A 23,101-nucleotide genomic window follows, 5' to 3' on the forward strand; every position below is an offset into this window, starting at 1 on the left:
ATGGAAAGAAAAGTCTATGATAAAGCGTCTGAAGGCCGGAACTCTGTGGGGAATGGAAAGAAAAGTCTATGATAAAGCGTCTGAAGGCCGAAACTCCGTGGGGAATGGAAAGAAAAGTCTATGATAAAGCGTCTGAAGGCCGGAACTCTGTGGGGAATGGAAAGAAAAGTCTATGATAAAGCGTCTGAAGGCCGGAACTCCGTGGGGAATGGAAAGAAAAGTCTATGATAAAACGTCTGAAGGCCGAAACTCAGTGGGGAAGTAAAAGAAAAGTCTTTCACAAAGCGTCTAAAGGCCGAAACTCCGTGGGGAAGGGAAAGAAAAGTCTTTGATAAAGCATCTGAAGGCCGAAACCCCGTGAGAAAGCGCAAGAAAGGTCCTTCATAAAGCGTCTGAAGGCCAAAACCCCGCGAGGAATCGCAAGAATAGTCTTTCATAAAGCAGCTGAAGACCAGAACTCGTAGGGAAAGTCCTAGATTAGTAGTTTAATGAAACGTCCAAGAGCATTTCATAGAGAGTGAAATAGGAGGATACTGTTTTGAAAAAACCAAACATACATGTATCCGAACATCGGAAGCTTAGAAAATCAAGGGATGTTCGGATTAATCTATTCTTTTTTCTTGTCTTTTCCTTATTCGTGGCACTGATTGTCCGTTTAGGAATCGTCCAAATTGTTCAGGGGGAAGAGTTTTTAAAGGAAGTTTCAAAAACAGAGGCTGATTATGCCAGTTTGCCGGCGCCAAGAGGAAAAATGGTGGACCGATATAATCGAGTGGTTGTTGATAATAAAAGCATACCGGCCATTACCTATCAAGTTGATAAAACAACAAAAGCGGAAGGTAAAATTAAGACAGCAAAAAAGCTTGCTGAGTACATTAGCTATGATGCTGCGTTTTTAAAGGAAGAGCTGAAGGATCGGGATCTTAAAGATTATTGGCTGGCTGCAAATCCTGAGGAGGCTCAGAAGCTTCTCTCTAAAAATGAAACAAAGTTAGAACCGTCAGTAACATACAAATTACAAGTGGAGCGCGTTCCCGATGAAGCCATAGAAGAATTGAAGGCTAGTCCTGTTCTGCAAGAGCTTGCATATATTTACACTCGTTTTTCTTCGGGTTACCAATATGAACCCCAGATTGTAAAATCATCAGATCTAAAGGATACGGAAGTTGCTACTGTAGCTGAACATCTGGAAGAATTGCCAGGCGTGGATGTGATCACTGAGTGGGATCGCTCCTATCCATATGGTGATTACTTAAAAACAGTTTTTGGGGGCCTAACGACATCAGAACAAGGCATTCTCAAGTCACGGGAGGATTTTTATTCAGTAAGAGGCTATGAACTGAATGAAAGAGTAGGGAAAAGTTATTTAGAATACCAATATGAAGATTACTTAAATCCGCGTAAAGCAAAGATCGAATATATTTCCGACAATAATGGAGAGATTATTTCTGAGAAAGTGATTGATGAAGGACAAAGAGGCAAGGACTTAAAACTATCCTTTGATATGGAGCTTCAAATGAAAGTCGAAGAGATTGTGGAGGAGGAATTGCTTCAAGCAGGCAGGAATCATATTTTAATGGATCGTGCTTTTGTTGTGATGATGGATCCTTATCAAGGTGATGTGTTAGCAATGGTTGGCAAACAGCTCGACCCGGATAACAGAAGGAAGGTACTTGATTATGCGTATGGGGCATTCACAACACAATATGAAGCAGGGTCTACTGTTAAAGGGGCAACGGTTCTTGCCGGTTATCAAGACGGGATGCCGCACGGTCAAACATATTATGATGCACCGATTCATTTAAAAGGCACACCTGAAAAGAAATCCTATAGTGCCTATCCTTTAGGGTTAATGACTGATTTGAGCGCCTTACAAGAATCCTCAAACGTCTATATGTTTTATGTTGCGATGAAAATCGCCGGTATCAGCTATGTGAAAAATGGATCTTTCAATGCAACAGCAGAGGACTTCCAGAAGCTAAGAAATTATTTTATGCAATTTGGTTTAGGCGTGCCAACCGGGATTGATTTACCACAAGAATCATCAGGATTGCAAAACCCGCCAGATGAGCCCGGTAAGCTTTTAGATATTTCGATTGGACAATTTGATACTTACACACCGCTGCAACTGGCACAATATGTTTCGGTGATAGCAAATGGCGGCCACCGGATCCAGCCCCGGATTGTAACAAGTATTCATGAACCTAAGGAAGATTCAGAGCTTGGACCAATCGTTGTTGATAAGGAGCCAAAGATTTTAAATCGGGTCAATAATACAGCAAGTGATATCGAACAGGTTCAAAAAGGTTTTAAGCTTGTCGTGACTTCCGGGACGGCAGAAGGAAAATTTACACATGACGTTGCTGGTAAAACGGGTACATCTGAAACAGCTTACTATGGCGTGAAGCGTGCATATTGGGGAACGGAAACAAATAATTTAAATTTCGTAGGTTACTATCCTTCAGAAAATCCGCAAGTAGCGTTTAGTGTCGTCGTTCCATGGGTCAGTAATGATTCGGATCCGATAAATAAAACGATTGCGAACCGGGTTGTTGAAGCTTATGTAGATTTGCAAAAGAAATATGTAACGGCGGTTGAAATAGATCAACAAGAATTAGTACAAAAAGAGAAATAAAAGGATCAAAAAAGCTTCAATTCCTTAAGAAGGATTGAAGCTTTCTTGTAATAAATGATAGTTTTATAACAAATGTTGAAGGTCCTTAATATCCCTTCTCAAAATCAACCAGATTGATGCTTGGCTTTTGTCCATCAAGATATCTTCTCAAATTTGGGAGAAAGATATCCTCTATCACGCGTTTATTGTAATGCTCTGTACTGCCGGAAGTGTGTGGCGTGATAATGACATTCTCCATTTCCCACAGCGGACTTTGCTGCGGAAGCGGTTCGATTTCGAACACATCTAAACCAGCTCCAGCAATTTGTTTCTCTTGAAGAGCTTCAATTAATTCATTTTCAACGACGATTGGCCCACGCCCTATATTGATAAAGAAAGAAGAAGGCTTCATCAATTGAAATTCTTTTTTCCCAAAGAGTCCCATTGTTTTTGGGGTCAATGGCAAGGTGACAATGACAAAATCACAGAGTGGAAGAATCGTATGTAAGTCAGATGGAGAATACATTTCATCCACAAATTCCTCCGGCTGACCCGAGTTACGGATCCCTAAAACAGTCATCCCAAATGCTTTTGCTAGTTTGGCTGTTTCGTATCCAATATTCCCCACACCGATGATCCCAACAGTTTTACCGTGGATTTCCTGATTCATGTTTGCGTGATGCCATGTGTGGTTTAATTGCTGTCTAACATAGGTGTGGATCTTTCTTGTTAGCCCCAGCATTAAGGCAAAGATTGTTTCTGAAATTGGATAAGCATGCACACCATTTGCCGATGTAACCTGCACATTGGCAGCTTGTAAATGTGCAAGCGGAAGTGAATTCACACCTGCACTCCAAGCTTGAAGCCATTGCAAGTTTGCATCATTGATGCTGATGAATTCTTCCATTTCCTTTTTCCATCCGGCAATGATTTCAGCATCGGCTACATGTTGTTTCCATTGCGATGAATCACTTCCAGCAATAATGGTCCAATCCGGGATGACTTCTTTTATTTTGCCTAGTAATGCATCGTCAAGCTTATGGCTGATTAGTAACTTTCTTTTTGACATATCCCAAGCCCCCAGTATGTCTTAGATTCTATTATTATAACGTTTCCAACTGGAAACTAGCCACCAAAACGGCCTTTTATAGGCAGGCATATTAGCAAATGAGGTTTCTCATGCTGACATAGTGAACACTTATTCTTTCATAAAATAGCAATAGGACATATACATAATGATGGAAGAAGGTAATGTCCAATAGTCCCTTTCAAAAGGACATTGACATTATTATGTAAGAGGAATATGTCCAATAGAACCCTAATATAGGACATTTACAAAATAATGAAAGTGGGTTATGTCCAATAGCCCCTTACAATAGGACATTTACAAAATGATGTAAGGAGGATATGTCCAATAGAACCTCTCTAAAGGACATTTACAAAATAATGAAAGTGGGTTATGTCCAATAGCCCCTTACAATAGGACTTATACAAAATAATGTAAGAATGTTATATCCAATAGCCCTCTCCAATAGAACATTTAGAAAATGTTGAAATAGAGTTTTGTCCGATAAATTCATTCTATAGTACACTAAAAAATGATTAGTGAAGTTATATCCGATTGAGCCATTCTATAGGACACTAAAAAACTATTAGTAGAAGTCTTTTATCAATCTTACTCCAAAATAAGTCAGTTTAATGATTGAACAAAAAAGGAGTATTAGAAGTATTATAAAATTAAGTTAAGATTTAGATGAGAGGTTATTAGTTCAATGATTATTAAACAGTATGTTGGAGTTTCTAGCAGGGAAGGAAAAAGCTTCCTTACAATAGGGTGCGGAAGCTTTTTTGTTTCAGACAGGTTCAATTAATAAGGAAAATGGCAGAGATTAAATAGTGTAAACATGTGTCTGATTTTTATATTGTTTTGTTGTCAAACCAGTTACCTTTTTGAACGTTCGGCAAAAATAATGTGAGTCACTATAGCCAACTTGATGGGCAATTTCATATGTTTTATTATTGGTTGTCTTCAATAGATCTTTTGCCCTTTCAATTCGGGTGTTCGTTAAGTATTCGATTAATGTTTTTCCAGTTTCCTGGCTAAACATATGACTTAAATAGGATGCGCTTACATTAACAGCGTCTGCAACTGCTTGAAGAGATAACTGAGAGTCTGCAAAATGTTCGTTAATATAATCTACCGCCATTTGTACGGATGCAGAGAATTTGCTAGCTAAGTTATCCCTCGTTAAAGTAACAAGGTGCAGCATTTCTTCTATATAGGATAATGCTTCATGATAATACCGAATCCAGCTTGCTTTCATTTCTAATTGATTGATTTTCTGCATGATATCAAGATTATCCATCTCGATTTCCTTTAAATAATGGGAGATGGTAATCGTAAAGTCCATTAAAAAAAAATACATGGTAAAAGGAGAACGAATCTCTCCTTTTTCTAGATAGGATGAATAAGAACGAGCAAAGCTTGGGATATCACATGATCGTCCAAATTTAAGAAAGTCAATTAAGTCCCGGCGATTAAAATGCTGCAATTCTTTTTTGGACTCGATATCAATGTCCGTTTCTTTCGATCTGTATTTATGAATAATACTAGAATAGCTTTTCTCTTCATCGGCTTCTGAGAAAGAAATGGCTATACCTTGAATCCTGCCTTCTACTCTGCCCATCCCAAAGATAATTGGGTTCTCCGGATGCGTTTCTTCATGGGCAATTAGGCGTTGTCTAATGATTTCAGACTCCTTTTCAAGCGCCTGCTTTGATTCTCCCATCATAATAAAGATAGATTCTTTTAATTTTCTGCTAAATTGCAAGCCGACAAATTCATGATCAATCCATTGTATGGAATTTGGTTCCTTTGTATATTCAACAATAATAATATAATAATAGCTTGAGATAAGGTTTATATTTAAATTAGAAGCTTCTTTTATAGCTGTTGAGGTACTATATACACCTTCACAAAGTTCGTATAAAAATTTATCTCTGGAAGCAGATTTTGTTTGCAATAATTGATTTTCCAAGTCGCTTAATCGTTTATTGTTCATTTCTTCCTCATCAATTTTTGCGGCAACCTTTTTTAAAATAGCAAGCAAATCTTGTGAACTGACCGGTTTTAGGCAGTATTCCGTTACTTGAATGCGCATCGCTTCTCTGGCATATTCAAATTCATCATGTCCGCTAAGAATGATAATTTTGATAGAAGGCATCTTTTCACGAAGAATTCGACTAAGTTCCAATCCATCCATAAAAGGCATTTTAATATCCGTAATGACGATATCGGGTTGGTGTTTTTCGATTAATGGAAGGGCAACCTCCCCATCTGAAGCATCACCACAATAAATAAATCCTTCACGATTCCAATTTATGCTTTTTCCAATTCCTTCACGGATAGCCATTTCATCATCTACTAAAAATACCTTTTTCATTTCAATCCCCTTTCTGCCGGTATGATTAAACTAACACGAGTGCCGGAGCCGTACCAGCTATTGATGGTTAAACCAAAAGGCTTTCCATAGTGTAATAAAATACGCTGGTGAACATTCACCATACCAAAGCCTCCTTGATCCTTTTCAAAAGGAACCCCTTGAGACAATTGTATTCGTAAATCTTGTAATTTATCTTCTTTCATTCCAATCCCGTTATCAATCACATCAATTGAGATATATCCTTCTGGGGTAAAATCACCTTTAATTCGCACAAATCCCTTGCCTCGTTTATTTTTTATTCCATGATAGATGGCATTTTCAACAATGGGCTGAAGTGTTAATTTAATAATTTCATATTTTAGAATATCTTCATTTAGGTGAAACGTAACATCTAAAATATCCTGGTATCGCATTTTTTGGATGGTGAGATAATTGCGGATATGGTCAATCTCATCTTCTAAAAGAATAAAATCCTTTCCCTTGCTTAATGAAATTCTGAAAAAATAAGATAATGCCTTCGTGATTTCAATAACTTGCTGGCTTTTTTTGGCCTCTGCCATCCAAATAATTGTCTCAAGTGAGTTATATAAAAAGTGTGGATTGATTTGCGCCTGCATCGTGCGTAATTCTGCTATTTTTAATTGTTTTTGTTCATTAACACTCTTCGTTAGCAGAGCCTTGATTTTCAAAATCATACTATTGAAATTTTCACCGAGGTCTGCAACCTCATCAGTACCTTTGTTCATAATATGTACATCAAGATCCCCTTGAGAGGCCTGTTTCATTTTTTCTTTTAATAGACGAAGCGGAAGAATTAATCTTGATGTGATAAAGAAGTAAAATACCATTGTGAAAATTAAAATGGCCCCTACAGTCAATATAATTAAACTTCTGATTTCCTTAGCTTCCTTTGTAATCTCAGCTAACGGTGCATAGCGAATAAATTTCCAGCCAGTCAATTCAGATGTTTCATAGACGATAAATGTTTTACCCTCGCTGAAATACCCAGAGTGTTTATCTTCCAGTGGTTTTCGCTCCGATATAGGTGAAGCTTTTTCAAATTGCGGATAGGAAAATAATAGATGACCTGTTTCTGACTCTATATGAATCGTACCGGGAGTTCTAGATGAAGCTTCGTGAAGTATATTCTTAAAAACCGAAGCTTTTATGACAATATTAATGAAACCAATTACTTTTTTAGAACGGTCCGATACGATTGTACTTGTCATCGAAAGAGCTGGATTACTATTTTTATAGATAGGTTCAATTACTGTCTTTTCTGGCTGATTACGCAAATTTACATATGGAGGTTTAGTGAGTGCTTCTTTATCGATTTGATGAACCCCACGATCTTCACTCACTGCTTTCCCTTCAAGATCAATAATTTTAATCGTCATGATGCTGTCACTAAATTGATAACTTTCTCTGTAAAGTTTAATCAAGCCTAAAATGCTTTTCGATTCCTCTGCCGTGTTTTCTTTGTCTATTAAAAATTGCACGGTACTCTCTTTTTTTCCTATTTCAGTAAATCGCTTAATGTCCTGATAAACAACATCAAATTCTCTTTTTAATTGCCCCATTTGAATTTGAGCTAAGGAATAGGATTTTTGCGCAACAATATCATAGGATTTCAGATAAGAAATAACCCCTACAAGGATGAGAGGGATGACCGTTAAAAAAAGAAACATCATTAATAGCTTTGTACGCAAACTTGAGGAAATCCATTTTTTGATATTCATGATCGATCCAACCTGCCAATAATAGAATAAAATAAATTGAATGTAAGAGTGTATCTGTTATGGGATTATAGATTAAACTGCCTGATGTTATCTTTCATTTCTTGAATTCGTTCGACCAGCTTATAAGATGCATCCGAAACTTCCTCAAGAGTCGTTAGTTGTTCTTCACCCATGGCAGCAATCCCAGCAATTTCCGTGTTACTAATATGGGAGCTTTGTTCAATGTCTGAAATCATTTGACGAACTGAAAGCATCTGATCAAACGCTTCATTCATATCTTGCTTAATGCTTTCAATTTCAGCTTGCTGGTTATTTCTAATTGAGCGAATCGTTTGGAAGCCGCCTTTTATTTGTTCAGTTTTTATTCTGCTAAATTGAATACTTTCAAGTGCCTCTAAGTTTTGTTTTTTAATAGAAGTAATTAGGTTTAAAACGTGGTTCATTTTGGAATCGGAGTCTTGGGAAATTGTATCTGTTTCCTCAGCGACTTCTTTGATCCTTGTTAATGCGCTTTCAATTTTTTCATTTGTTGAGATCTTAGGAATCTCATTAAGTATTGTTTGAGCTAATAGACTCGTTTCCCGTTCAACAAGCTTAATGACCCGTAAATGATCATTCATTTCTCCAGACAGTTTTTGAAGTTCCTCTGAATCTCGGTTTACTTGATGTACCGTTCGGCTTATTTTCTCAAGCAGTTCATGGAAAGTAATAAGCTGACTGTTTATTTCATGCGTCATTTTTAATGTTTCATTTGATTGAAAGTACATTTTATTTGATTTTCCTAATACCTCATTATATTTAAAAAGCAAATGTTCAAATGTAGAGACAGATTTTTGAATGAGTTGATCTTGTTTATGAAGATTGATTGATATGGTCTGTGTTGCTTCGGCCACATCTTCACCAGCCAGTCTGTTTTCAAGAATACTTTGGTGAATATCCTTCGACGTTAAAACGACTAAATCATTCGTATTTCTCACGCTTAAGATAATATCCTTTAAGTTTTGAAACATTCGATTATAGGAACGGCATAGGTCACCAATTTCGTTTTTGGAAGCAATCGATATTTCTCCAACTGTTAAGTTTCCTTCCGCAATTTCGTTTGTTTTTTGTCCTAAAGCGCGAATTGGCCTGACAAAACTTTCTGATATATAAATAGCAAATAATAATGAGAGAATAATAACACCAACAAATGCACAAATATAAATCGTTATGTCTCTTTTTAAATTAGCGGAAATATTATTTTGAGCTTCTCCTTTTACCAAGAGGGTTTTTTGTAAGAGTGACTCAACTTTTTCATCAATAAGATCGGTAAGAATGGTTATGTATTCATAGGTGATGTTCCGTTGATCGGCAGAAACATTTGCTTGGATTTGCTCGCCAAGCTTGTCAATGTACTCAGTCGTCGTCGTTAATGTTTCGCGCACCTCAGATATTTCTTTTGAAAATTGGCCAGTTCTATCATCACGCTCGATTTTATCTAAATTTTGATACATGTTGTTTAGATGATCGTATTGTGTTCCATTTTCAAAAAGGACCTTCCCATAAGCGATTTCTCTAATCTCATCATTTAGCTGTTGCTTAAGCGAGCCATTAATTGAATTTGTCAGAGTTATCGTCTCCATCATGGCTTTATACTGTTTCACATATCCAAGGAAAAGATAGATTTGAACACAGTTTGCCGTTGCGAGCCATAAAAGAATGACCGAGAAAACAAGAATTAATCTTTTCTTTAAAGATAAATCAGCTAATCTTGGATACGCTTTCAACGATGATCCCTCCTTCTTAGAACAATATTACTATATAAAGAATTAAATGTAGATAAAAAAATAGTGCAATTTTATCTAAAAATTTTGCAGTTTTCGAAGGGGAGGTCCTGATAAAAGTAATTAAATTTACATTTTTTCCGAAAGTTATTCTATCCACCTTCTGTATGTACGCGTTTTATAAACTGTAAATTTTCTTAACTAGTAACGTTTTCTTAGAGTTAAATAGTAAAATTAATAATAATTGGAAACTTTTTGCTAGATTAGTCTTTACAAATGTAAGCGTTACCAATATAATAATAATGGGATGGATGGCACGCGTGGCCGTCATAGTATTTGGCGTAGGTGGGGCCGATACTAAGAGAGTGATATACTTAGAAAATTTGTTTTTTATAGAGTCATCAATGTATATAATTTTCTATGCGCAAAGGTGGTTATTTGGATGAATGACACAACTGAAAAAATAGTACATACTAATTTGAGATATTGCCCTCAATGTAATAAAGAAAGACCATATATAGTCATGTATGTAACTGGTTCAATCCGGTGTGCTAATTGCGACTATTATCATTTAAAGCAAACCCAATAAGAATCTGGGTTCTTTTTGCTATACGCAAACAACTCGCGTTTTTTTATGTATTTAAATTGCTTTCTTACAACCAAAATCAGGCAGACCAAGCCTGAATATTCCTCCATTTAATATGATGACTCTCTATTTCTTTTAAATCCTCTTTTCCTTTTTTTTAGTTAATAACCCCTGAATTAATCATTCATTACCCTTTTAGTATTAATATATTCTTTACATACTTCTTAGAATATGTCCTCCTTATTTTAAAAATCTCACACACTCTAATACTAACTCTCAGGTGAAAAAATTGAGGAAAAGTAAACTACTTCAAATTCAATGAACCGGGGATGGAGAGTTAATCAAACATAATATTGTTAACTTCCCGTTTTTATTATTTTCCAAATTAAGATGACCGCTTTGGACTGTATCAACTTAAAAGGTTATTTATATGTTAATGATATAATGAAGTCATTTTAAAAAGTTTGATCCGATTTGTTTCAAGATCGTACAGCTTGGCTTCATCCAAAAATTTTTGCTTTAATAATAGGCTCTTTTCTAAGAGATTGTTGAATTTAAATAGGTTCTTTGATGAAAACTGATTAAGGTTGATTGGAGCGGAAGTGCGAGACTCCTGCGGGAGCAGCGGGACAGGTGAGACTTATGCAGCATTTACGCAGAGGAGGCTCACCTCCCCGCCACGCGGAAAGCGAGCATCTGGAGCGGAAATCAACCTTTCCGTACTACATAGTAAATAGCAACAAAGTTTGAAAAAAGTAGAAAGATCATTGTTGTGCTGATATGAAGAGATTGGTTAAATTCTTAAACAGAATTCAATGGTAAGTCACTAATCCAATGCTCAATTTTAGAATATTCTCGTCACCTATCAATTTAAGATCCTATGGCATAAACTGATCCAAACCTTTTACTTCCACTGTACAAATAAAGGATAAGGACTATAATTAAGATATTGAAAAAACAATAAGGAGGTGAGCATATGGAATTAGAATCTCCTCAGATCTGATTAGTCTGCTTTTTACAACAGGGTTGACCATTTATTGCTTCGGCTGGTTGCTTTTGAAACTGACTCAGCAACTTCCCGTCATAGGGAAAAAGATTGTATATTCGGATAAAGTTGTTTTGAAAATCATACCAAGCGGTCATGTCATCCAGTGTATTAGCGATCTTCTAAAACACCATGTTTCAACAATTATTAAGCGAAAAGAAGCTCCGAATAGTGATGAAGCGTATCATGGATACTCCTTACTTTGTATGTATGACAAACAAATGGAGGAATTCTTTCCGTATGCTCACCAATAGTAAAAAATATAAGCTGATCTTATTCTTATGTTTGGTAGGACTTTTACTCACTTTATCGGGGTGTGGAATGACACGTTCGCCAATTTCTTCAGATAGTTCGGGAATATGGGATCATTACTTTGTCTATACTTTTTCTTCTGTATTAACTTTTGTCGCTTCATTTTTTCATGGAAACTATGGGTTATCCATTATCATTGTCACGATCATGGTAAGATTGGTTTTATTGCCATTCATGCTTTCCCAATCAAAAAGCCAGGAAAAAATGAAGAGTTTGCAGCCAGAAATGAAAGCTTTAAGGGAAAAATATTCGGCAAAGGATCAAGGATCACAGAAAAAGCTTCAGGAAGAAACAATTGCTCTTTATCAAAGACATGGTGTAAATCCTTTGTCCATTGGTTGCTTACCGATGCTTATTCAGTTGCCGATTCTGTTAGCTTTTTATTATGCGATCATCAGAACAAAGGAAATTGCGGCACATAATTTCCTTTGGTTTAATCTTGGCCATGCTGATCCATTTTTTATTCTTCCAATCGTTGTGGCTGTGTCTAGTTATATCCAAAACTCACTCATGATGAAGGAAACTGTAAAAGACAATCCACAAATGGCTATGATGAGATATGTTTCGCCAATTATGATGGCTTTGTTTTCCATCGGCGCACCCGCGGCCATCCCGTTGTATTGGTTTGTTGGCAGTGTCTTTATGATTGGCCAGTATTATTTATTAAAATATGTAAAAAATGATACAACGAATTTAAGTATAGAATCTTCTTCTAAATAGAAAATAAAAAGCAAAGTCTGGCACCCTATAGAGTAGATGCATAAAAAAGTCTACCTATAGGGTATTTTTGTGTTAGTTAAATATCTAAGAGACTGGGTAAAGTATATTGAGTAAAAAATCATAGACAGAGAAAGAGATTAACCTGCTTTCGGCTAATAACGCTATTCAATCTGTTAGTTCATAATAGCCCCTAAGACATCTTAATTTTATTAGTAATCTACCTTTCTCATTTCTTCAATAAACAGATGCTTACATTCAGTAACATCAGTTATTGTAATTAGTAGATACTTATGATTTTTTCTAATTCTAAAAAATGGTAGATTTTATTATTCATCTTTAATAAAAATTTTGTGATTTATGCTATGATATATGAAAATATTCTTAACTTAAGAGGGAAATGAGATGAAAAATCTGGGTCAAATTACTCTGGTATTAATTTCGATAGTATTTACTGCTTATCAAAAGATCTATCAGGATGAAAATTTTTTTACAGTAGACTTCTTTATCTTTACCTTTATTGCTTGGATTGTAGGAAAACAATATGATAAAGCACGATACTTTGAAAAAAAGGCACGAGCGAGTGAAGAAAGTTATAAGCAATTAGTAGATTCATTGCCTGAACCTATCTTAATTCACTGTGATCATCTTATTGTTTATGGAAATAAAGCAGCTATTAGTATGATTGGTGCGAGAGATATAGATGAAATTATTGGTAAATCAATATTGGATTTCATTGTCCCTAAATATAAAGAACGTTTACTGGAGCGCATTAAACAGGCAAAAAAAGAGAAAAAGCCTTTAAATAATATCGAATATCAATTTAAACGTTTAGATGGAACGATCTTTTTCTTTGAAGTTTCTTCTATGTTTATTATGTTTGGTGAAAAAGAGGCGGTGCTTTCAATTGGTAAGGATGTCACTGAAAGAAGAAAACATACAGAAAGCCTCTTTCAAAAATCAGAGAAACTTGCCTTGTTAGGTCAAATGGCAGCCGGCATTGCGCATGAAATTCGTAATCCTCTAACTTCCATAAAAGGTTTCATTCAGCTATTCAAGGCAAACTACATACAAAAAGAATACTTTGATCTTATCTTATCTGAGCTTGAACGGATAAATTCAATTGTAGGAGAATTTCTAGTACTAGCAAAACCGACAGCTGTTATCTTTGAAGAACAAGATGTAAAGGAACTTATTAAGGATGTCGTCACCTTAATGAATTCCCAATCGATCTTGAATAATATTCAGATTTTTGTAGAATTGGATACCGATTTGCCAATGATCAGCTGTGAAAAAAACCAGCTTAAACAAGTGTTATTAAATCTCTTTAAGAACGCAATCGAAGCAATGCCTCATGGCGGAAATATCGATGTAAGGGTAAAGGAGAAAGAAGAAGGCAAGATTTCTATCCAAGTTATTGACCAGGGGATTGGAATACCGAAAGAACGCATTCCTACACTTGGAGAACCTTTTTATACAACAAAAGAAAAAGGAACAGGTCTCGGTTTAATGACTTGCTTTAAAATTGTTGAAGATCACAGCGGTGAGTTAAAGATTACGAGTGAAGTGAATAAAGGAACAATGATAGAAATCATACTGCCGACAATTACTCAGGGTTTGCTAAAGATAAATTAACCTTCAAAATTGGATTTATTTAAGCAAAATCACAATATCATCTTACTTTTTCATAAAAACCATTCAAATATTGAGATTAATAGTCAAGGTTGAGAAGTCTTTTCTGTTATTTTGTGGATTTTGGCTGCTCAGCCTTTTAACATTGTTAGTAGGACTGCTTAATCTCTTTGTTTTCATCATATCTTCCACTTTTTCTTCTTAAAAATCCTTTCTTTTAATCTTCAAAAAATACTCCAATTTAGTGAAAAATTTTGAAGTTTTCCAAACCAATAGAGCAGAATGATCAAAATGAATTTACAATTTTTTCGAAAGTTACTCCATTAACCTCAAGTATGTAAACGCTTTATAATTTAAAAGGGAAAAGGGTTATGTTTATCAGTTAGTAAATCTTTATCCCTCTTCCTTATAAAAGAAATTCCCTGCAAGCGAATATCTTATCGTTATGTCTACTTCTTTAGATTCTTTTCAACTTTCTACTAGATACACAAAACTTTTTCTCAATCACACAATCGAATAAATAATGAAAAATATTGGTCTGCAACAACTCCATCTATTCTTAATCTGGGTCCCATGATTAATTACTTGAAAGGGGGGATTTACGATCATTAAGGCTTAGTAATGTTTCTAAATGTGGCGGAGGTGATGACTTTAAATTGAAGGCGTTAAAATGCGAAGCGGTAAATTTATTATTAAGACCTAACAAATCAAGGGAGGTAAAGTACTGTGAAGGGTAAAAATAAAAAGTTTTTATCACTATTTATGACAACTGTTATGTTAACTTCACTAATCCCCATCCCAAAGATTCAAGCGGAGGAGATTTCAACTGTGGAAGAAGGATTGATCGCACACTATGATATGTCAAATGCAGATGGGAAGTTAACTGATGTAACAAACAACGGCTTTGATGCTGAGTATGTTGGATTTAAAGATGGAGACTTTCAAAATGAACAAGGTGACACGATCTTAAACTTCACTGGGGATAAGTCCAAATATGTAAAATTGCCAGTTGGGCTTATCGATGATGAAACTTTCACGATTGAAACAACATTTTCTACAAGCACCAGTGCTGCACATTGGCTTTACAGTTTTGGGAACAAGACAGGTGTTTGGCCTAATGTGAATAATTATATCTTTTTAAACCCAAAGCAAGGGAATGGAACGGTTAGATTTGGTATTAAGAATGCTGATAAGGAGCTTCTCTTCCAAAATGCAACCATCCAATCAGGGGAATATACCACCTTTACTGCAACGTTTAAACAAGGGGAAATCTCTCTTTATCTTAACGGAGAACCAGCAGGAACACTGCCGCACACCTACTCAGTAATGGATATTTTAAAAGATGGTGTGGATTCTGCAGCTAATTCCATTGGGTTTATTGGAAAATCACTGTATGAACCAGATGCATCATTTACTGGGAAGCTAGCTGATTTTAAAGTGTATAACTATACATTATCTGCAGAAGAAGTAAAGAAAAAAGCAACATTAACAGATGAGGAAATTGTAGAACTAGCGAAAGAGAAATTGGAAATTCCAAATGCGGATGACATCCGCGGCAACATTACGTTACCAACGACGAGCGAAAAAGGGGCTTCAATCACTTGGGAATCTGACAAACCAGAGGTTGTCAGCGTAAATGGTAAAGTAAATGAAAATTATGATGATGTTCCTGCAGGGGTCGTAACAAGACAGGATACAGATACAAAAGTAAATGTAACAGCCACGATTTCTTACGGGAAAATAACTGAGACAAAGACTATACCGCTTACAGTTAAGGCAAAGCCGGAAAATAATGAGTACACCTCTTATTTAATGACCCACTTTACAGGCGAACATGATATCGGAGAACAACTTTATTTTGCCAGTAGTAAAGACGGATTAAACTGGACTGATTTAAATGACAGTAATCCAGTATTAACATCTACTCTAGGTGAAAAGGGAGTGCGTGACCCGTTTCTTTTACGCTCAGCAGAGGGGGATAAATTCTATATTCTTGCGACAGACTTACGTATTGCCAATGGAAAAGGCTGGGGTGCAGCACAAACGGCCGGAAGTAAATCCCTTATAATTTGGGAATCTGCTGATCTAGTAAACTGGTCTGAACCAAGAATGGTGGAAGTGGCTCCATCAAACGCTGGAGACGCATGGGCGCCAGAAGCATTTTATGATGAAAAGACAGGAGAATATGTCGTATTTTGGGCTTCAAGGGTTTCTGATACTGAGGGTAATTTTGGTCCGCATGATATTTACTATGCAAAGACAAGAGACTTCCATACCTTTACAGAACCAAAAGTGCTTATTGACCGTCCTGGTGATACTCATATTATTGATACAACGATTATCGAAGATCAGGATATGTATTACCGCTACTCAGGAGATGGACAGATCACAATAGAAAAAAGCGATCAAATCCTTGGCACATGGTCAAAGGTGGGAACCATTGAAGCTTCGACTGGATTAACAGGACATGATGTTGAAGGCCCATTAATTTTTAAATTTAATGATCGAGAAGAGTGGAACTTAATGGTTGATCAGTATGCTACAGGAAAAGGATATCTTCCCTTATTAACGACAGATCTATCAAGTGGTGAATTTACTAAATTAACCACTTCAGACTATTCCTTAGACTCTAACAAAAAGAGACATGGATCTGTCTTACCTATCACACAAGAAGAGTATGAAGCTCTCATGGCGAAATGGAATAAAGTCGTCGAAGCTCCAGATGAAGAGGAACAGGAAGAACCTGTACTAGAGTATAACTTTGAAGAAGCCGCAACCGACAAGACTATTCAGGATAACTCAGGTAACAACAATACTGGTACATTAAATGGAAATGCAACATTTATGACAGATGAGGAAATGAACTCTAAGGTGTTATATCTCGATGGAACAGCGAATACATTTGCTGCTTTTCCAAATGGTTTTTTTGATGGAAGAGATACTGTGTCCATTTCCATGGATATAAAAGCGGAAACCGTCTCAGGAAATTTCTTTACCTTTACAGTAGGGAAGAATAACCAAAAATATATGTTCTTACGAACACGTGATACTGAAATTAGGAATGCCATTACGGTAAACAGCTGGTCCAGCGAGCAAGAGGTCAAAACGAATACACCTTCTATTAAAAGCAAGTGGATGAATATCAAACTTGTGATGACACCTTCAAGTATGAAAATGTATAAGAATGGTATTCTTGTAGCTGAAAATAACAATGTAACAGTAGCAATGAAGGACTTAGGGGCAGATTTATCAGCATTCTTAGGAAAATCCTTCTATTCAGGAGATCAATACTTTAAAGGATATTTTGACAATGTTAAGGTTTATAACCGTGCTCTTACAGAAGCTGAAATTCTCGAAATGAGTTTCGAACCAACTGAGATTGCTAATTTCGAAATTCCTGGTCAAAAAGGTCAAGCCGAAATTGATACGAAATCTAAGACTATTACCATTTATGTGAAAGAGGGCCAAGAAACAGATGTAACAAATGTAACACCAACGATTACTCTTTTACCTGGTTCAACCGTAAGTCCAGCATCTGGTGCAGTACAGGATTTTACAAATCCTGTTACGTATACAGTGACAGACAAGGATGGAAACAAACAGGAATGGACGGTGAAATTAGCAATGTATCCCTCAGGTACATTGCCAGGGCTTTATGCAGACCCGCAAATTGCTGTCTTTGGGGATACCTTTTATATTTATCCTACTACAGATGGATTTGATGGTTGGTCTGGCTCGCAATTTAAAGCGTTTTCTTCGAAGGATTTAATTAACTGGAAGGATGAAGGAGTTATTCTGGATCTTGCAACAAATGATGTCACTTGGGCAGATAACCGTGCCTGGGCACCAACTATTACCGAAAGGGACGGTACGTATTACTACTATTTCTCAGCAGACGCCAACATAGGTGTCGCAACATCTGCATCGCCAACAGGACCGTTTAAAGATTCTTTAGGTAAACCATTAGTGCCAAGCGGGGAATATCCTGGCCAAGCGATAGACCCGTATGTATTTAAGGATGATGATGGACAGTATTACTTCTATTGGGGCAATGGAAATTTATTTGGTGCAAAGCTAAACGATGATATGGTTTCATTTGCTCAAAATCCAGTGAATATGACACCTGCGAACTTTAGAGAGGCTCCAGTTGTATTTAAGCGAAACGGAATGTATTACTTAATGTGGTCAGAAGATGATACAGGCAGTGAGAACTATCAGGTTGCGTATGCAACAGGGTCCTCACCAATGGGGCCTTGGACAAAGAAAGGCGTTATTCTTAGTAAAGATTTAAGCCTTGGAATCAAAGGACCTGGTCATCACTCTATATTAAATATACCGAATACTGATGATTATTATATTGTTTATGCCCGACACGCCATTCCTGATGGTAACGGTTTTAATCGTGAAGTAGTCATTGATAAGATGGAATTTAATGAAGACGGCACGATCAAAAAAGTAAAACCAACATTAAAGGGTATAACTGAACCAATATATATTGAAAAAGGCGATACAGAAAGTCCAGTAGGTCAATTTACCATTAATTCAGGTGCAGAGTTTACAAATGAGAGGGCTGTTACCTTATCCCTTGAAGCGACAGATAACAGCAGCGGAGTTCAACAAGTTCGCTATTCAGCTGACGCAAAAGAATGGACAGATTGGGAACCATACACAACCACAAAAGAATGGATCTTACCAGCTGGTGATGGAGAGAAGACCATATTTGTTGAATTTAACGATCAAGCCGGAAATGTCAGTGAAACATACCAGCAAAAGATTATTCTTGATACAACCGCTCCTGACATCCAATTGGCAGGTCATCAAGATTCCTATTCGATCGATTCGACCATTAATATTACGTGCAATATAGTTGAAGAACTGTCAGGAATAGCTTCTAAGGAATGCCCAGAAGTGGAAGGTCCAGCCTATAGCTTTGAGGTAGGAGCCCATACATTTACTGCTTCAGCAACCGATAAAGCAGGTAATACCGCGAATGTAGAATTCCAATTTACCGTAACGGTCGATTTTGATAGTTTAAGCCGATTAACAGAAGCCTTTGTGACGAAACAGGGTGTGGCGGATTCATTGACGAAAAAGCTGCAAGCAGCAAAAGCATCAGCAACCAAAGGGGAGAATGAGGCATTAAATGGTCAAATAAATGCTTACAAACACCAGCTCCGTGCTCAGAGCGGGAAAGTAATTTCTGAACAAGATAGCAATCTATTAGGATCTTTAGCTGATTTTCTAAAAAATAATGAGTAGAGAGCTTGATAGAAAAGGTTAACATAGCTAGGTCCATGTATGTAAATAAAAGGGAAGTATAGATATTTATGAAATGTACTTCCCTTTTTACTTGTCATTAAAAAGTGAAATGAAAATGTTTAATAAACGTATAAGGCTTTGAGGGAGGAAAAAATGAGTGTTTTTCAAAAATATAAATCGAATAGCCTTGGTAGCTATCATGCTATGGAGCAGTCTGTTTTCTCAGCAAGTTATCTTTGCAGAAGAAGAATCTACTACAGAACCTGATGCTTCCCTTTTGGCACATTACCCTTTAATAGAAGATGTGAATGATGTTTCAGGGAATGGAAAGCATGGAGTTGCTGTTGGAGATATTACTTTTACTGACGGTTTAACATTACCAGGCGGAATGAATAGCAATACCAATTACGTTAAGTTACCAGATGGATTATTTGATCAACAGGACAGTGTAACAATTTCAACTTGGCTAAAAAGTAACACAGGCAGCGGCAATTATTCAGCATTGTTTTTCGGAACACCAGCAAACGCAAATAAAGTCCCCGAAAATTATTGGTTATTCAATCCAACCAATCCAAGCGGCAACTTTAAATCTGTCTTTACTAATTCAGCTAACAGCAGTGCTCCCTGGAGTACGGAAATTGGGGTTACATCAACCAACACAACAGGTAAACATGGAAAATGGACCCACTATACGACCGTTATCACCCCTACATCTGTCATCGGATACATTAATGGAGAGAAGATAGGCACTGTCAATAAAACGAGAAAAACAAGTAATTTTGGTACTGGATTAAATGCTTATATCGGGCGATCCAACTATTTAAATGACCATACGTTTGCAGGTTCCTTTCAAGATCTGCGTATTTATAGTGAAGCGTTAGACGATACAGATATACATCATGTATATGAGGAATCTGTCAGCAAGTTTTCCCTGCAACAAGACCAGAAAAAACTTACATTAGGCGATATATCTTCAGTAGCAGGCAATATAATCTTACCCGCAACAGGAAGCAATGGTTCAACCATCTCTTGGAAGTCCAGTAATGAAAAGATCCTCTCAAATACTGGTATCGTTACATTTAGTGATGAGGAACAAACAGCTACATTAACGGCGACACTTGAATTAAATGGTTACAAAGCTACAAAAGATTTCACTATAACAGTTGTATCGCTTAAGAAGGTTACTGAAACAATTGCAAATAAATTATATATTCCATATGTACTAACAAAGGATGATAAGCTGCCTGCTGCCAGCGGCGTGGCGTCTATTTCCTGGGAAAGCAGCGATCCATCGGTTGTAGGCAATAATGGAACCATTCATTCATCTGCAGAAGGCATGAAGGAAGTCTCATTAACGGCAACAATTTCCTATAAAGAACAACAAACAACTAAAGAATATCATGTGAAAGTCATGGAAGCCTCTGCATCCTATATACTAAGCTATCATCGTGCTGGCGGCAGTGTTATAACAGATGCTATGCACATGGGTTACAGTAAAGATGGAGAGAACTATATGGCTCTAAATAATAACACGGGTGTATTATTCGCAAATGCGGATTTTAATGCCGGTGACAAAAAAGAAGGGGTAACAAAAAAATTAGTAAATCCCTACATTTTTAGAATGAAGGACGGAACCTTTGGTGTCATTGCTACTAGACTTAATAAGGATGGTTCGCAAAGCCAGGCTGAAAAGTCATCTATTTTACTATTTAAATCAGAAGACTTAATTTCATATAAAGAAATAGGTTTACGATCACTAAACACAAATGAAACAGTCGTTAAGCCAATAGCTGAATATGACCCTTCTTCAGATGAGTATCGCATTGAATGGAAAACGTCCAATGGAAAGAGCTACTACAATACAACTCAAGATTTTAAAACTGTCAGTCAACCAAAAGAGGGAGCTAAAATTATAGTAGATGAGGTATTTGCAAATATCGCCAATTCAATTCCTGGTAATCGCATTGTGGTTACAAAGGCTGAAGCTGAAGTAATGACAAAAAAGTTAGCTAAGGTAACCAATACGAATGTTTCTAATATTGAGATAAATGTAGAGAACAATCAAGAATTTACGTTTGATGATCTTAAAAATAGGAAAGTAACAGCTTCTTATAGCGATGGATCAACAGCAGATAAAGCAGTCAATTGGAATGAGGATGAATTTAACCAAATTGATTTTAGTGAGGCGGGTACTTATACAGTTAGCGGAACAGTAAAACAAACAACTTATCCAAAAGAGATGATAAGAGGATATGCAGATCCAGGTGTCATTAAGTATAACGGTAAATACTATTTAATCGCTACTAATGAAAGCGGCTTTACCTCTTTAGATGTTCGGGAAGCTGACACCATACTAGGCTTAAAAGATTCACCAGTTAACACAATATTCAACCATAACACGTCGGGAGAGTTATCTGGTTCTCTATGGGCACCTGAATTCCATAACATTAATGGCGATTTATATGTATTCTGTGCTGGGGGCAGTCCGCATTGGTATACTGTTCAATCTTATGTCATGAAGTTAAAGGATGGCGGGAACCCAGCCACTCCAACAGACTGGGAAACACCAAAACGGGTACTCAAAAAAGATGGGGGATTCCTTGCCGATTCAGGACTTACTTATGATATGACCTATTTCGAGCATAAAAATGAACACTATGTCATTTACAATTATGGAGGACCAGCAGGAACGCCAGATGAAATTTCGACTCTTCTCATTGCGAAAATTAATCCTGATGAACCTTGGAAGTTAACGACAGATCCTATTGTCATAAATAAACCGAATTATGGATGGGAACGTCTGACAACAGAAGTAGTAGAAGGATCATTTATATTGAAGCATGGAGATCAAATACATCTCACCTATTCAGCTTCAGGAGTAGACACTACTTATTGTCTAGGTCTATTGTCTGCAAATGAAAATAGTGATTTATTAGACCCTGCGTCATGGACAAAAAACAATTATCCTATCCTCAATTCTGAGTCTGTATCTGGAGAATATGGACCAGGGCATAATTCATATGCGTTAGATGAAGACGGAAACTTGGTTAATGTATATCACACGATGCCTGCTGGCGGCGGTCACCGAAATATATCAGCAAGAATCGTCCACTGGGCAGCGGACGGGACACCTGTTCTCGATATGATTCCAGAAAGAGAGATTCTTCCTGAAAATAGAACGGTGACTGCTGTGATCATTGTAGGAGAATCAGAATCAAAAGACACGGAAAGCCCAGTAGGTCACTTTACCATTAATTCTGGCGCTGAGTATACAAATGAGAGGGCTGTTACCTTATTCCTTGAAGCGACAGATGACAGCAGCGGAGTTAAACAAGTTCGCTATTCAACTGACGCAAAAGAATGGACAGATTGGGAACCATACACAACCACAAAAGAATGGACCTTACCATCTGGTGATGGAGAAAAGAACGTATTTCTTGAATTTATCGATCAAGCCGGAAATGTCAGTGAAACATACCAGCAAAAGATTATTCTTGATACAACCGCTCCTGTCATCCAATTGATAGGTCATCAAGATTCCTATTCGATCGATTCGACCATTAATATTAGGTGCTATATAGTAGATAAGCTGTCAGGAATAGCTTCTGAGAAATGCCCAAAAGTGGAAGGATCAGCCTATAGCTTTGAGGTAGGAGTCCATACATTTACTGCTTCAGCAACCGATAAAGCAGGTAATACCGCGAATGTAGAATTCCAATTTACCGTAACGGTCGATTTTGATAGTTTAAGCCGATTAACAGAAGCCTTTGTGACGAAACAGGGTGTGGCGGATTCATTGACGAAAAAGCTGCAAGCAGCAAAAGCATCAGCAGTTAAAGAAAATACAGAAGCACTGAATGGACAATTAAATGCTTACAAGAATCAGCTAAACGCTCAAAGCGGGAAAACCATTAGCGAACGAAACAGCAAATTATTAGGATCTTTGGCTGATTCCTTAAAAAATAATCATTGAAGGGAAGGAAACAGGTAC

10 protein-coding genes are annotated in these 23,101 nt (G+C 36.8%); 6 read left to right on the forward strand and 4 right to left on the reverse strand.

The window, feature by feature from the left end:
* Window positions 1-538: 538 nt before the first annotated feature.
* Window positions 539-2,635 (forward strand): penicillin-binding protein 2, encoded by a 2,097-nt coding sequence (locus tag WQ54_RS11280; RefSeq protein ID WP_231597507.1) that lies wholly within the window; start codon window positions 539-541, stop codon window positions 2,633-2,635.
* An 85-nt stretch (window positions 2,636-2,720) separates the two neighbouring features.
* On the opposite strand, the gene WQ54_RS11285 is transcribed toward WQ54_RS11280, so the two are convergent.
* From WQ54_RS11285 to WQ54_RS11300, 4 genes are all read right to left on the reverse strand, one after another.
* Entirely contained in the window at window positions 2,721-3,683 is a 963-nt protein-coding gene (locus WQ54_RS11285; RefSeq protein WP_046516429.1) for a D-2-hydroxyacid dehydrogenase, read from the reverse strand.
* 820 nt (window positions 3,684-4,503) lie between these two features.
* The gene (locus WQ54_RS11290; protein ID WP_046516433.1) at window positions 4,504-6,057 is read right to left on the reverse strand and encodes a response regulator; all 1,554 of its coding nucleotides are present in this window, start codon (window positions 6,055-6,057) and stop codon (window positions 4,504-4,506) included.
* Window positions 6,054-7,796, reverse strand: coding sequence for a sensor histidine kinase (locus WQ54_RS11295; RefSeq protein WP_046516436.1), 1,743 nt, complete (start codon window positions 7,794-7,796; stop codon window positions 6,054-6,056). The genes WQ54_RS11290 and WQ54_RS11295 overlap by 4 nt, the downstream gene beginning before the upstream one ends.
* A gap of 65 nt (window positions 7,797-7,861) precedes the next feature.
* Window positions 7,862-9,562 (reverse strand): methyl-accepting chemotaxis protein, encoded by a 1,701-nt coding sequence (locus tag WQ54_RS11300; protein ID WP_046516437.1) that lies wholly within the window; start codon window positions 9,560-9,562, stop codon window positions 7,862-7,864.
* A 1,639-nt stretch (window positions 9,563-11,201) separates the two neighbouring features.
* On the opposite strand from WQ54_RS11300, the gene WQ54_RS11305 reads away from it, so the two are divergent.
* The 5 genes from WQ54_RS11305 (at window position 11,202) to WQ54_RS31890 (ending at window position 23,083) form a co-directional block, all read left to right on the forward strand.
* Complete coding sequence (locus WQ54_RS11305) at window positions 11,202-11,444, forward strand: hypothetical protein (protein WP_046516441.1); 243 nt, start codon at window positions 11,202-11,204, stop codon at window positions 11,442-11,444.
* The gene (gene yidC / locus WQ54_RS11310; protein WP_046516444.1) at window positions 11,431-12,222 is read left to right on the forward strand and encodes a membrane protein insertase YidC; all 792 of its coding nucleotides are present in this window, start codon (window positions 11,431-11,433) and stop codon (window positions 12,220-12,222) included. Before WQ54_RS11305 ends, yidC begins: the two co-directional genes overlap by 14 nt.
* 402 nt (window positions 12,223-12,624) lie before the next feature.
* Window positions 12,625-13,854 (forward strand): ATP-binding protein, encoded by a 1,230-nt coding sequence (locus WQ54_RS11315; protein WP_046516447.1) that lies wholly within the window; start codon window positions 12,625-12,627, stop codon window positions 13,852-13,854.
* A gap of 723 nt (window positions 13,855-14,577) precedes the next feature.
* Entirely contained in the window at window positions 14,578-19,110 is a 4,533-nt protein-coding gene (locus WQ54_RS11320) for a family 43 glycosylhydrolase (protein ID WP_052737759.1), read from the forward strand.
* 157 nt (window positions 19,111-19,267) lie between these two features.
* Window positions 19,268-23,083: a family 43 glycosylhydrolase gene (locus tag WQ54_RS31890; RefSeq protein WP_052737760.1), complete on the forward strand. Its 3,816-nt coding sequence runs from the start codon at window positions 19,268-19,270 to the stop codon at window positions 23,081-23,083.
* The last annotated feature ends 18 nt before the right edge of the window (window positions 23,084-23,101 follow it).

It is taken from the genome of Bacillus sp. SA1-12, from assembly GCF_000981385.1.
GTDB lineage: Bacteria > Bacillota > Bacilli > Bacillales > Bacillaceae > Metabacillus.

Bases quoted from the DNA above. Each gene is read 5' to 3' on its own strand.
- WQ54_RS11285 (WP_046516429.1), bottom strand. From the start codon at position 3,683: ATGTCAAAAAGAAAGTTACTAATCAGCCATAAGCTTGACGATGCATTA.
- WQ54_RS11290 (WP_046516433.1), bottom strand. From the start codon at position 6,057: ATGAAAAAGGTATTTTTAGTAGATGATGAAATGGCTATCCGTGAAGGA.
- WQ54_RS11295 (WP_046516436.1), bottom strand. From the start codon at position 7,796: ATGAATATCAAAAAATGGATTTCCTCAAGTTTGCGTACAAAGCTATTA.
- yidC (WP_046516444.1), top strand. From the start codon at position 11,431: ATGCTCACCAATAGTAAAAAATATAAGCTGATCTTATTCTTATGTTTG.
- WQ54_RS11315 (WP_046516447.1), top strand. From the start codon at position 12,625: ATGAAAAATCTGGGTCAAATTACTCTGGTATTAATTTCGATAGTATTT.